Below are 13,183 nucleotides of genomic sequence, written 5' to 3' on the forward strand. Positions count from 1 at the left end.
GGCGTGCATCGTGCGGGGGTCCCCCCGGCCGTCAGGCTGGGGGAAGAGAGCGCAGCGGCGCTGCGCGCGACGAGGGATGTGCGTCCGAGGGCCCCTCGCCCCCAGCCTCCGGCCGGGGGGACCCCCGCCCGTTGGCGGGCAAGGACGGCCCCTCCTGCCCGATGGCGGGCAGGAGGGAGAGAGAGCTATCGGCACGCGACGCCGCGGGCCCTATTGCCGGTCGGTCCTAGCCCAGCTGGCCGGCCCGCGGTTCGACGACGTGGTCCACCAACCCGTACTCCTGCGCCTCCCGTGCGGTGAGGATCTTGTCCCGCTCGATGTCGTCGCGGATCTGCTGGACGTCCTTGCTGGAGTGCTTGGCCAGCATCTCCTCCAGCTGCCCGCGCATCCGCAGGATCTCGTTGGCCTGGATCTCCAGGTCGGAGACCTGGCCGCGGCCGGTCTCGGTGTACGGCTGGTGGATCAGGATCCGGGAGTTGGGCAGCGCCATCCGCTTGCCGGGGGTGCCGGCCGCCAGCAGGACCACCGCGGCGGAGGCCGCCTGGCCCATGCAGACCGTCGAGATGTCGGGCTTGACGTACTGCATCGTGTCGTAGACCGCGGTCAGCGCGGTGAACGATCCGCCGGGCGAGTTGATGTACAGCGAGATGTCGCGGTCCGGGTCCATGGACTCCAGGCAGATGAGCTGGGCCATGATGTCGTTCGCGGAGGTGTCGTCGATCTGCGCTCCGAGGAAGACGATCCGCTCCTCGAACAGCTTGGCGTACGGGTCGTACTCGCGGAAGCCCTGCGAGGTGCGCTCGGTGAAGCGCGGGACGATGTAGCGGCCCTCGGCGCGCAGGCGCTCGTGGGCGGCGCCCATTAAGTCGGGGATGTTCATGGGGACTTCGGCCTCCGTCAGGAGATGGGCTGGTGGACGGGCGGTGTCGCTGGGTGGCGGTCTCAGGCGCCCGTGCCGCCACCGCCGGGCACGTCCGCGGCGTGGTGCATCACGTCGTCGATCAGGCCGTACTCCTTGGCCTGCCGGGCGGAGAACCAACGGTCGCGGTCGGAGTCCGCGGTGATCTCCTCGACGGTCCGGCCGCTGTGGAAGGCGATCAGTTCGGCCATCCGCTTCTTGGTGCGCAGCAGTTGCTCGGCCTGGATCCGGATGTCGGTGGCCGAACCGCCGAGACCGGCCGAGGGCTGGTGCATCAGGATCTCGGCGTTCGGCAGCGCGAAGCGCTTCCCCGGGCTGCCGGCGGTGAGCAGGAACTGGCCCATCGAGGCCGCCATGCCCATCGCGATCGTCACCACGTCGTTCTTGACGTACTGCATGGTGTCGTAGATCGCCATGCCGGCCGAGATCGAGCCGCCCGGGGAGTTGATGTAGAGGAAGATGTCCTTCTCCGGCTCGGCGGCCAGGAGCAGGAGCTGGGCGGTGATCCGGTTGGCGATGTCGTCGTCCACCGCCTCGCCCAGGAAGATGATGCGGTCCTGGAGCAGGCGGTTGTACACCTGATCGCCGAGGCCGCCTCCGGCGGCGGACGGAGTCGTCATTCCCACGCGCTTGGCCAGTGTCACGGTGCAACCGCCTTGTCAGTCAGGGGTGTTCTGGTCTCGGGTGCCGTTCACGGAGGTGGCGGGGAGCAGACGGCGGAGGGCCGATGGGCCGGTGCGCGATCGCCGCGGAGCCCGGCGGGCCGCAGGGCAGGTAGCGGACGGCATCGGCCGGGCGGCAGCCGGCCCGGGGCCCGACGCACACCGAAGCGGCCCGTCGGCCGGGGCCCGGCGCCGTCGGCGGCCTGCCGCACGGTCACGTCCCGATGACCTCGCTCGCCCGCAGGCCGCAGCCCGCGCTCCGGATCGCCGGGCGCGCTCCCCGCCGCCGTCTTCGCAGATCGTGGCTGTTCAGCTGCTACCCCCTCCGGCCGTCGTACCCCTGTGTGGCTGAGTGACCGTCGATCATCGCCGCCATCGGAGATGATCCCGCCCTGACACTCTCTCTCTTTCCCCTTGCCAGACGCAAGTTGATCCGTCAATTACCTCATAAGACCGGCGGGCAACAGGGAGCGTGGATGAAGGAGCGGGTCGAGAGCCGAGTCTGGGCGTGCATCGTGCGGGGGTCCCCCCGGCCGTCAGGCTGGGGGAAGAGAGCGCAGCGGCGCTGCGCGCGACGAGGGATGTGCGTCCAGACGAGAGCTATCGGCACGCGACGCCGCGGAGTTGCCCGCCGGTCCAAGCCGCACGGACAACCGGCGAGTTCCTCACACCGGGCAGGGCCCGTCAGCCTGCACGGGCTGGACCCCGGACCAGACCATGGCGGCCGATCCCCAGGTCAGGCCACCGCCGAAGGCCGTCATCAGCACCCGGTCGCCCTTCGAGAGCCGGTCGTCCGCGGCGGCCTGGGCCAGGGCCAGCGGAATGGACGCCCCGGCGGTGTTGCCCACCTCCGCGAGCCGGCAGACCACCCGCTCCTCGGCCAGGCCCAGGCGCCTGCCCACCGCGCGCAGGATCCGGGCGTTGGCCTGGTGCCCGACGAACGCGTCGATCTGCTCGGTCCGCCAGCCGACCGCCTCGGCCACGCTCCGCGCGGATCGCGTCATCGCCGCCACCGCCTGCGCGTAGACCTCGCGCCCGTCCATCCGGAAGTAGCGCGCGGCGGAGTCCGCGGCCAGGTGCGGTGCCCGCGACCCGCCCCCCGGGATGGCGATCAGGTCGGCGCCGGCGCCGTCGCTGCCCAGCTCGACGTGGAGCAGTTCACCCGGCGTGCCGGGCAGGCCGCGTTCCAGCACCACGGCCGCCGCCCCGTCCCCGAAGAGCACTGCGGTCCCCCGGTCGGCGGGGTCGACGATGGTGGAGTACGTCTCGGCGCCGATCAGCAGCACGCTCTCGTAGCTGCCCGCGCCGATCATCGCCCCGGCGACGCTGAGCCCGTAGACGAAGCCCGAGCACACCGCCGACAGGTCGAAGGCCGGCACACCGGCCAGCCCGAGCCGCGCGGCGATCTGCGGAGCGGTGGCCGGGCAGCGCTGGTCGGGGGTGGTGGTGGCCAGCAGCACCAGGTCGCAGTCGCGCCGGCCGGCCGACTCCAGCGCCGCGGCACCGGCGGCCGTCCCCAGGTCACCGGTGCTCGTACCGGGTCTGACCGCACGCCGCTCGGCGATCCCCGTGCGACTGAAGATCCAGTCGTGTGTGGTGTCCAGCACCCGGGACAGATCGTCGTTGGTCACCACGTCGGGCGGCAGGCAGCTCCCGATACCGGTGACGACGGCTCGGACGTCGGTCGTGTTCATCGTCCCTCCGGACACCCGGTCACACCGGATCCGGGAAAGGGCAGGCAACCGGCTGCTCCGCCGACTGCCGTGCCGCCGCGGCGAGATGGCGCTCGGCGAAGTCGGCGTGGGCGATCGGGGCGGTGATCAGCGCCTCGGGTACGGCCAGCAGGCCGAGCAGATCCTCCGCTGCCGCGGGCGCCGCGCCCTCCTCCTCGTGCAGCCGGGCCACCTCCAGCAGCTCCTGCGGGCTCAGCACCCCCGCCCGCAGCGCGCTCACCGCGTGCTCGAGCAGGCAGCCGGCCGCGTAGTGCCGCAGCAGCGCCCGCCCGGCCTCCGTCGGCTCGCCCTCGGCCCAACCGCCCAGCGCCAGCGTCTGGTAGACGGCCCGCGACCAGGCGGTACTGGCCGCACCCGGCCCCTCCCGTTCCGCGTCGTCCAGCAGCACGTCGCACACCCGGCGCAGCGCTCCGCCGAGCCGGCCGGCCGGCCAGCCGCCAAGGTCGCCCGGCCCGCTCCCCCGGTCGGCACGGCCCACCGCGGCGTCGAGCACACCGGCCAGCGCCGGGCGCTCACGCAGCGCGAACCGTGCGGCCTGGTAGCCGAGCACCGTGTTGTCGCCGCCGAAGGTCACCGCGATCTCGTAGTCGTGCTGCAGGGGCGAGATCTGGTTCAGCCGGTGGTATCCGAGGCCGCCGCACAGCTCGCGGGTCTCGGCCAGCGTGTGCCGAGCGTCGCCGGTGCTGCCGGTCTTGCCGCAGGCCACCAGCGCGTGCAGCAGCCGGTCCTCGGCGGGGGACCCGTCCTCGTGGCGGTCGACCGCGACGGCCGCCAGCGCCTCCACCGCGTGCTTGGCCGCGACCGCCCGTCCCGCCGCGGTGCGCAGCCGCATCCGGTAGTGCGCGTGGTCGAGCAGCGGCCCGCCGAAGGCCCGCTTGACGGAGGCGAACCGGGTGGTGACGGCACAGGCGACCCGCTGCGCCATGGCCGCGCCCGCGGTGGGGAAGAGCCGCTCGTGGGTGAAGGTGGCCAGGCACTCGTCGAACCGGCGGAAGCGGCGCAGCGGGGAGGCGTACCGCCCCTCCTCGTCGATCCGGGCCCAGCGGCCCATCATTGCGGACAGCGGCAGGACGCAGTGGTCGAAGGCGATGATGCCGGTCTGGTTGGCCTCGACACCGCCCTTCGGCTCGGCGCCGTGCACGCTCACCCCCTCGACCAGCCTCCCCTCGCTGCGCAGCGGCACCCGCAGCCAGTGGTGGCCCTCGTCCCGGCCGTCCACCACCACGCGGGCCAGCACCATGGCCACGTCGCCGGTGTGCAGGCTGTTGCCGATCCAGACCTTGCTGTGCGCGGGCTCCGGCGTGTGGAGCACCAGCGAGCGGTCCGCGTGCCGGTAGGTGGCCGTGGTTCCCACCCGCTTGAGGTCCGAGCCGGCGTGCAGCTCGGAGGCCGCGAAGCAGTAGACCTTCTCCATCCGGTCGATCTCCGGGCCGAAGCTCGCCAGTTGGTCCTGATCGGCGTGGCTGAGCAGGGCGTCCCCGGCGATCTGGTGCGAGACCAGGACGTTGGCCAGTGAGGCGTCCCAGGCGCCGATCCAGCCCATCGCCCGTAGGAAGTCGGGGAACTCCGCGGCCGTCCCCCGCCCCAGCCACAGCGAGTTGGCGGTGACCCCGGCCGCGTTCAGCAGCCGGGCCCGCCGCAGCGTCTGGAGGCTGTAGTCGAGCACGTCCTGCCCGGCGGGCCGGACCTCGGCGAAGTCGCCTTCGGCGAGCAGGCCGGTCAACGTCGTAACGCGCTTGTCTGTCAAGTCGAGTCCCATCGATCAGCGGCGGGCGCGGCCAGGGCACCCGCCGGCCTGGCAGCGTTGCCCCGGAGCCCCGGCGGCAGGGTGCGCGGCGTCGCGTCTCCTGCTGCCGGGTGCGCTCAATTCCCGAGGATCAGAGCGCAGTTGGCTCCGCCGAAGCCGAAGGAGTTGCTGAGCACCACGGAGGGCGACTGCCGACGCGGCCCCCCGAGGACGAGGTCCAGCTCGGGCAGCTGCGGGTCGGCCTTTTCGGTGTTGGCCACCGGCGGCACCAGGCCGGCCCGCAGGGCGCAGAGCGAGAGCACCGCCTCGAGGGCGCCGGCGGCGCCCAGGGAGTGCCCGAGGACGCCCTTGTTGGCGGTGACCGAGGGGCCGTGCGGGAACAGCCGGGCCAGCAGTTCGCTCTCGACCCGGTCGTTCAGCGGCGTCGAGGTGCCGTGCGCGTTGACGTGGTCGACCGCCTCCGGTCGCAGGCCCGCGTCGGTGAGCGCCTGTCGGACGGCGGCCTCGGCCTGCGCCCCGTCCGGCCGCGGCTGGACCGGGTGGTGGGCGTCCGTGGTGCAGCCGTAGCCGAGCACCCGGCCCAGCTCCGCGGCCCGGCGTCGCGCCGCGGCCTCGGGCCGCTCCAGCACGAGCGCAGCGGCGCCCTCCGAGACGACGAAACCGTCGCGGTCCGCGTCGAACGGCCGGGAGGCACGGGGGTCGTCCCGCTTCGACAGCGCGCCCATCCTGGCGAACCCGCTGACCACGACCGGGACCACCGCGGCCTCGGTGCCGCAGGCGATCACCGTGTCGCAGGCACCGCTGCGCAGCAGGTCGCGGGCGACGCCGATGGCGACGGCGCCGGACGCGCACGCGGAGACGACCGTGTGGCAGGGGCCGGTGATGCCGTAGCGCGAAGCGATCGTGCCGACGGCCATGTTGGCCAGCGATCGTGGATGCAGATAGGGCGAGACCCCCTCGGGGCCGCGCTCGGTGAAGCGGTCCTGGGCCCGGATGAGCGTCTCCACGCCGCCGATCCCGGTGCCGACCACCACGCCGATCCTGCCGCCGTCCCAGCTCTGCGGGTCGAGCCCGGACTCCCGGACGGCCTCGTCGACCGCCACCAGGGCGTAGCGGATGAACGGGTCGAGGTGCGCGGTGCCCCGGCCCCGCAGCACCTCCGGCCCCAACTCCGGTACCCGCAGGCAGTAGTGGGCGCCGGTGTCCCGCAGCGCCGCGTCCCTGACCGCCAGCACCCGGGGCTCGAGGACGGCCTGCCAGGTGTCCTCGACCCCGATGCCCGCCGGGGTGACCAGCCCGGCTCCGGTGACCGCGGCCGGAAACGTGCGGGTCATGACCCGCTCAGCCTGGAATTCACGAGTTCCACCAGCTCGCCGAAGGTCAGCTTGCCCAGCCGGCTCTCGTCCTCGGAGAGATCGACGCTGAACTGCTCCTTGACCACGGTGATGAGTTCCACCGCCGCCAGCGAGTCCAATTCAAGGGAATCGATCCGGACATCCGGGGTAATCAGGTCGGCGTCGACCTCCAGATCGTCCACCAGGATTTCCCGGATCGCACTTGACAGATCGCCAGTCACCTAACCCACCCATAGTTTAAGGTAATTGATTCGAACTCAGCCGAGACCATATCACCGCGGAGGCCCCCTTCCAAGGAATTCTTGCGACGGCTCCGGGTCCGGGCTGTGATCGATGACACGTTGCCCGCGCGCACCGACCGGGGGTAATGAATGCGGTCCCGGGCCGACACACGCATCGTCAGATCAACTGGTGTGACTGCGTGTTCACGACCCATTCCGCCTGGCCCAGCCGGTCGGCACGGGCGGGTAACCGCAGCCTGCGTCCGCAGCACCGGCGCGGGCCCGCACCGGGCGCGGCAAGAGGGCGGCCGGCACTTACCAACCAGACCGCGTTCACCGCAAGAGTCGGACTGCTAAAGAAGGTTGAGCCAGCATCACGTCAGCCATGCTCATGGTTGACGCCGCTTCCGGCGGTGGCTAGCATCCGGCGTGGACAGACGACCTTGGATAGATGTACGGGTGCCGCGCGGCTATACGCGCGTCGGGGGCGATCGATATCCCCCGCAGGAATATGGGGGATTTCCAGGTGTTCGCCGGATCGCATTCTTCTGCCCTTCCGCTGTCGGCGGCCCAGCAGCGCGTCTGGTTCGCCCAGAAGCTCACTCCGGCGAGTTCCCTGTACAACATCAGCGGTTTCGTGGAAATTCACGGACCGCTTGACCTCGAATTGTTCGAACGGGCGCTCAGGATCGCCGTCGACGAGGCCGAGGCGCTGCACGTCCGGTTCACCGAGGACGACGGCACTCCGTGGCAGACCGTCCGGTCCGCGCGGGAGTGGCCACTGCACCTGCACGACCTGAGCGGGCGGCAGGACGGACGCCGCGTGGCGCTGGAGCGGATGTCGGCGGACCTGTCCGAGCCGACGGACCTGTCCACCGGCCCGCTGTTCACGCAGTCGCTGTTCCGGCTCGCCGCGGACCACCACCTCTGGTACACGCGGGTGCACCACATCGCCACCGACGCCTTCGGGTTCAACCTGGTCGTGCGGCGGGTGGCCGCCTGCTACACGGCGCTGGCGGAGGGCACCGAGGTCCCGCCCACCGAGTTCGCCCCGCTCGCCGACTTCCTCCAGGAGGACCACAAGTACGCCGCCTCCGAGCAGAGCCGCAAGGACCGCGCGTACTGGCTCGACCGCTTCGCGGACGAGCCCGAGCTGCTGAGCCTGCCCGACCGCGACATCGGCCTGTGGTCCGAGGCGATGCGGTTCACCGGGCACCTGGAGCCGGAGCTCCTCGCCGGGCTCAAGCGCCTGGCCACTGAAGCCAGGACGACCTGGCAGGTCACCCTTGCCGCCGCGGCCGCGGCGTACCTGCGCCCCTTCGTCACCACCCGCGACGTGGTGCTCGGCTTCCCGGTCACCGGCCGGCTCGGCCCGACCACCCAGAACACCCCGGGCATGGCCTCCAACGTGCTCCCACTGCGGCTCGACGTCCGGGCCGGGGCCTCGTTCGCCGACCTCCAGCGGCACGTCGCGCGCGAGCTGCGCGCCCTGCTGCGGCACCAGCGCTACCGCGGCGAGGACCTGCGCAAGGACCTCGGGCTCGGCGCCAGCTCCCGTCGGATGTTCGGACCGGCGGTCAACTTCCTTCCGCTGCAGGCCGGTCTGCGGTTCGGCCCCTGCCCGGCGGAGATCCACAGCGTGCCCAGCGGCCCGGTCGACGACCTGGCGATCGCCTTCGAGGGCGGCGGCGAGGACACCGGGCTGCGGGTGCGGGTCGCGGGCAACGCCGCCGCCTTCACCGAGACCGAGATCGCGGACCACGGGCGGCGGTTCCTGGACTTCCTCCGGGCCCTGGCCGCCGAACCCGATCTTCCCCTCGGCCGGCTCGAGGTGCTGGGCGCCGGCGAGCGCCGGCGGCTGCTGGAGGAGTGGAACGGTACCGCCGCCGACCTGGCGGCCGGCACCCTCCCGGCCTGGTTCGAGGCACAGGCCGGGAGGGTCCCCGAGGCCGTCGCGGTCACCTGGCGCGACACCGCCCTGACCTACCGGGAGTTGAACGAGTGGGCCAACCGGCTGGCCCGCCGGCTCATCGAGCACGGTGCCGGTCCCGAGCGGCTGGTCGGACTCGTCCTGCCCAGGTCGGTGGAGCAGGTCGTGGCCCAGCTCGCGGTGCTGAAGTCGGGCGCCGGGTACCTGCCGATCGACCCGGACGCCCCGGCCGCGCGGATCAGTGCCGTACTCGCCGAGGCCGAGCCGGTGTTCGTGCTGGACAGCGTGGAGTCCGTACGCGAGACCGGCGACCGGGCGGCGACCGACCCGGTGGACGCCGACCGGCTCGCGCCGCTGCTCCCGGACCACCCGGCCTACGTGATCTTCACCTCCGGTTCGACCGGCACGCCGAAGGGTGTGGTGGTCTCGCACCGCAACGTCACCCGACTGCTGACGGCCGCCGCGCGGCGCTTCGACTTCGGTGAGCGCGACGTCTGGACGCTGTTCCACTCCTACGCCTTCGACTTCGCCGTGTGGGAGCTGTGGGGCGCGCTGCTGACCGGCGGCAGGCTGGTCGTGGTGGACCACGCGGTCTCCCGCTCGCCGCAGGAGTTCCTCGCCCTGCTGGCCGAGCAGGGCGTCACCGTCCTCAACCAGACGCCCTCGGCCTTCTACCAGCTGATCCAGGCCGACCGGCAGCGTCCGGGGTCCCGACTCGCGCTCCGCTACGTCGTGTTCGGCGGCGAGGCGCTGACCCCCGACCGGCTGGGCGAGTGGTACCTGCGGCACCCGGAGGACCGCCCGCTGCTGGTGAACATGTACGGGATCACCGAGACCACCGTGCACGTCACCCACCACGCGCTCGACCGGGCGAACGCGGCCGGCGACACCGGCAGCACCATCGGCACCGCCCTCCCCGACCTGCGGGCCTATGTGTTGGACGCCGCCCTGCGCCCGGTGCCGCCCGGGGCGGTCGGCGAGCTGTACGTCGCGGGGGCCGGGCTGGCCCGCGGCTACCTGAACCGGCCGGGTCTCACGGCGGACCGTTTCGTCGCCTGCCCGTTCGGCCCGCCCGGCGCACGGATGTACCGCTCCGGCGACCTGGCCCGCTGGACCCCGGACGGCTCGCTGGTCTACGAGGGCCGGGCGGACCACCAGGTGAAGATCAGGGGCTTCCGGATCGAACTGGGCGAGATCGAGGCGGTGCTGACCCGCCACCCGGCCGTCGCCGAGGCCGCCGTCCTCGCCCGCGAGGACCGGCCCGGCGACCGGAGGCTGGTCGCCTACGCGGTCCCGTCCGGACCCGAGGCGGACGCCGCCGAGCTGCGGGCGTACCTCGGGCAGGCCCTGCCCGGGTACATGGTGCCTTCCGCGGTGGTGCTCCTGGACGCACTGCCGCTGACGGTCAACGGCAAGCTGGACCGTCGGGCGCTGCCCGCGCCGGACTTCGACGCCGCGGCGGACGGCCGGGCCCCGCGCGACGCCCGCGAGGAGATCCTCTGCGAGCTGTTCGCGCAGGTGCTCGGGGTGGAGAAGGTCGGCATCGACGACAGCTTCTTCGACCTCGGCGGGCACTCGCTGCTCGCCACCCGACTGGCCGGCCGGATCCGCGCCGAACTCGGCCTGGAGCTGCCGCTGGGCACCCTGTTCGAGGCACCCACCGTGGCGGGACTCGCCGTACGGATCGCCGGGAGCGAGCCCGCCCGGCCCGCGCTGCGGCCGCTGCCCCGGCCGGAGGCCGTACCGCTGTCGTTCGCGCAGCAGCGGCTGTGGTTCCTGCAGCAGGTCGAGGGCGCTGGCGCGACCTACAACATGCCGCTGGCCCTGCGGCTCGGCGGCGAGCTGGACCGGGCGGCCCTGCGGGCGGCGCTGCAGGATGTCTGCGACCGGCACGAGTCGCTGCGCACGGTGTTCACCGAGGTCGGCGGCGAGGCCCGGCAGCGGGTGCTCGACACCGCCCCGCTCCCGCTGCCGGTGACCGGAACCACCGCCGAGGAGCTGCCCGCCCTGCTGGCCGCGGCCGCGGGCACCGGCTTCGACCTCCACCGCGAACCGCCGCTGCGGGCCGAGCTGTTCGCGCTCGGTGAGCTGGAGCACGTCCTGGTGCTGGTGCTCCACCACATCGCGGGCGACGAGTGGTCGATGGCGCCGCTGGCGCGTGACCTGGGTGCCGCGTACACGGCGCGGCTGGCCGGGGCGGCACCCGCCTGGGAGCCGCTGCCCGTGCAGTACGCGGACTACGCGCTGTGGCAGCGCGGGCTGCTCGGCGACGAGGACGACCCGGCCAGTCTCGCCAACCGCCAACTGGCCTTCTGGCGCGAGACCTTGGCCGATCTTCCCGAGGAGCTGGCGCTTCCGGCGGACCGGCCGCGGCCGGCCGTTCCCGGCGGACGCGGCGAGGCGCTGCCGGTCCGGTTCGACGCCGCACTGCACCGCGCCCTGACCCGGCTGGCCCAGGAGCGCCGGGCCACCCTGTTCATGGTGCTGCAGGCCGGCCTGTCCGCGCTGCTCACCAGGCTCGGCGCGGGCACCGACATCCCGCTGGGCACCGCGCTCGCCGGCCGTACCGACCAGGCGCTGGACGAGCTGGTCGGGTTCTTCGTCAACACCCTGGTGCTGCGCACCGACACCTCGTCTGACCCCGGCTTCGGGGAGCTGGTGGACCGGGTACGGGCTGCCGACCTCGCGGCCTTCAGCCACCAGGACCTGCCGTTCGAGCGCCTGGTCGAGGTGCTCAACCCGAGCCGGGCGGCGAACCGGCACCCGCTCTTCCAGGTGATGCTGGTCCTCCAGAGCACCCCGGAGTCCGAGCTGGAGCTGCCCGGACTGACGCTCACCAGGGAACCCCTCCACCCCGGCGGGGCGAAGTTCGACCTGTCGCTCAGCCTGGCCGAGACCCGCGACCGCGACGGCGCCCCGGACGGCATCGAAGGCTTCGTCGAGTTCAGCACCGACCTGTTCGACCGGGACACCGTCCTGGCCCTGGTCCGGCACCTGGAGCGGCTGCTGCTCGCGGTCGCCGCCGACCCCCAGATCGCCATCGGCGAGATCGACCTGCTGACCGACGAGGAGCGCGACCGGCTCACCGGGCGGCCCGAAACCCGCCGCTCGGTAGCGGGGCAGACCGTTCCGGCCCTGTTCGAGGCGCAGGTCACCCGCACCCCGGACGCGCCCGCGCTGCTGTTCCAGGACACCGTGCTGTCCTACGCGGAACTCGACCGCCGGGCCAACCGGCTGGCCCGGCTGCTGATCGGCCGGGGTGTCGGCCCGGAGTCCGTGGTCGCGCTGCTGCTGCCGCGCTCCGCCGAGCTGGTGGTGGCTGCACTGGCCGTGCTCAAGGCCGGGGCCGCCTATCTGCCCGTGGACCCCGAGTACCCGGCCGAACGGATCGCCTACCTGTTCGCCGACGGCGCGCCCCGGCTCACCGTCGTCGACGGCCGGACGGCCGCCTCGCTGCCGGCCGGAACCGAGCACGTCGACCTGGACGAGGCCGGGCTGGACGGCTTCGCGGCGGACGCCGTCACCGACCGGGACCGCCTCGGTGTGCTCGGCCTCCAGCACCCGGCGTACGTCATCTACACCTCCGGCTCCACCGGCCGGCCCAAGGGCGTGGTCGCCACCCACGCGGGCGTCGCGAACCTGCTCGCGGCCCAGCGCGAGCGGCTCGACGTCGGCCCCGGGGACCGGGTGCTCCAGTTCGCCTCCTTCAGCTTCGACGCGGCGTTCTGGGAGACGGTCATGGCGCTGCTGTCCGGCGCCACCCTGGTCCTCGCCACACCCGACCGGCAGCGGCCCGGCGCCCCGCTGGCCGGACTGGTCGCCGACCTGGGGGTGACCCATCTGACGCTCCCGCCGACCGTGCTGGACGTCCTGGCGCCGGAGGACCTGCCGTCGGTGCGCTCCCTGGTGGTGGCCGGCGAGGCGTCGTCCGGGAGCCTGGTGGCACGCTGGTCGCCGGGCCGGCGGCTGGTCAACGCCTACGGCCCCACCGAGACCACGGTGTGCGCCACCATGAGCGCTCCCCTGGACGGCGACGCACGACCGCCGATCGGCCTGCCGATCGAGGGCAGCAGTGCCTACGTCCTCGACGAGCGGCTGCGGCCGGTGCCGGTGGGGGTTCCCGGCGAGCTCTACGTCGCGGGCACCGGAGTGGCGCGCGGCTACCTCGGCCGGCCGGGCCTCACCGCCGAGCGCTTCCTGGCCGACCCGTTCGGCGAGCCGGGCTCCCGGATGTACCGCACCGGCGACCTGGCCAAGCGCCGGGCCGACGGCAGTCTGGAGTACCTCGGCCGCACCGACGACCAGGTCAAGGTGCGCGGCCACCGGGTCGAGCTCGGTGAGATCGAGTCCGTGCTCGCCGCCCAGCCCGGCGTCGCCCAGGCGGCCGTGGTACCCCGTGCCGACCGGCCCGGCCAGCTGGTGGCCTACGCCGTCTCGACCGGTACCGGCCTGCCGGCGGAGACCGCCTTGACCGCGGCGGACCTGCGGGCGGCGCTGCGCCGCCGACTGCCGGAGTACCTGGTGCCCGCGGCGATCGTGCTGCTGGAGGCCCTGCCGCTGACGCCCAACGGCAAGCTCGACCGCCGCGCCCTGCCCGCACCCGACTTCGACGCCGC

Annotated in this window: 7 protein-coding genes; 1 reads left to right on the top strand and 6 read right to left on the bottom strand. The window is 73.2% G+C overall.

Features of this window, described 5'->3' with window-relative positions:
* Positions 1–226: 226 nt before the first annotated feature.
* The 6 genes from ABD369_RS38770 to ABD369_RS38795 all read right to left on the bottom strand — a co-directional run bounded on the left by ABD369_RS38770 (position 227) and on the right by ABD369_RS38795 (position 6,637).
* Positions 227–880 carry an ATP-dependent Clp protease proteolytic subunit gene (locus ABD369_RS38770; protein WP_344641350.1) on the bottom strand — a complete coding sequence of 218 codons (654 nt, stop codon included), beginning with the start codon at positions 878–880 and terminating at the stop codon, positions 227–229.
* Between the two features lie 62 nt (positions 881–942).
* The gene (locus ABD369_RS38775; protein WP_344641356.1) at positions 943–1,539 is read right to left on the bottom strand and encodes an ATP-dependent Clp protease proteolytic subunit; all 597 of its coding nucleotides are present in this window, start codon (positions 1,537–1,539) and stop codon (positions 943–945) included.
* A 707-nt stretch (positions 1,540–2,246) separates the two neighbouring features.
* Entirely contained in the window at positions 2,247–3,275 is a 1,029-nt protein-coding gene (locus ABD369_RS38780; RefSeq protein ID WP_344641351.1) for a beta-ketoacyl-ACP synthase III, read from the bottom strand.
* 19 nt (positions 3,276–3,294) lie between these two features.
* Positions 3,295–5,061: an acyl-CoA dehydrogenase family protein gene (locus ABD369_RS38785; RefSeq protein WP_344641352.1), complete on the bottom strand. Its 1,767-nt coding sequence runs from the start codon at positions 5,059–5,061 to the stop codon at positions 3,295–3,297.
* 116 nt (positions 5,062–5,177) lie between these two features.
* Positions 5,178–6,395 carry a beta-ketoacyl-[acyl-carrier-protein] synthase family protein gene (locus ABD369_RS38790; RefSeq protein ID WP_344641353.1) on the bottom strand — a complete coding sequence of 406 codons (1,218 nt, stop codon included), beginning with the start codon at positions 6,393–6,395 and terminating at the stop codon, positions 5,178–5,180.
* Positions 6,392–6,637 (bottom strand): acyl carrier protein, encoded by a 246-nt coding sequence (locus ABD369_RS38795; RefSeq protein WP_344641354.1) that lies wholly within the window; start codon positions 6,635–6,637, stop codon positions 6,392–6,394. Before ABD369_RS38795 ends, ABD369_RS38790 begins: the two co-directional genes overlap by 4 nt.
* Before the next feature lie 526 nt (positions 6,638–7,163).
* Here ABD369_RS38795 and ABD369_RS38800 point away from each other — a divergent pair.
* Positions 7,164–13,183: amino acid adenylation domain-containing protein (locus ABD369_RS38800; RefSeq protein ID WP_344641355.1), on the top strand; the 6,020-nt coding region annotated here is incomplete at its 3' end.

The organism is Kitasatospora cystarginea (assembly GCF_039533515.1).
GTDB lineage: Bacteria > Actinomycetota > Actinomycetes > Streptomycetales > Streptomycetaceae > Kitasatospora > Kitasatospora cystarginea.

What these genes read in the sequence shown, in the direction of transcription:
- ABD369_RS38770 (WP_344641350.1), bottom strand. Translation starts at nt 880, where the DNA reads ATGAACATCCCCGACTTAATGGGCGCCGCCCACGAGCGCCTGCGCGCC.
- ABD369_RS38775 (WP_344641356.1), bottom strand. Translation starts at nt 1,539, where the DNA reads ATGACGACTCCGTCCGCCGCCGGAGGCGGCCTCGGCGATCAGGTGTAC.
- ABD369_RS38780 (WP_344641351.1), bottom strand. Translation starts at nt 3,275, where the DNA reads ATGAACACGACCGACGTCCGAGCCGTCGTCACCGGTATCGGGAGCTGC.
- ABD369_RS38790 (WP_344641353.1), bottom strand. Translation starts at nt 6,395, where the DNA reads ATGACCCGCACGTTTCCGGCCGCGGTCACCGGAGCCGGGCTGGTCACC.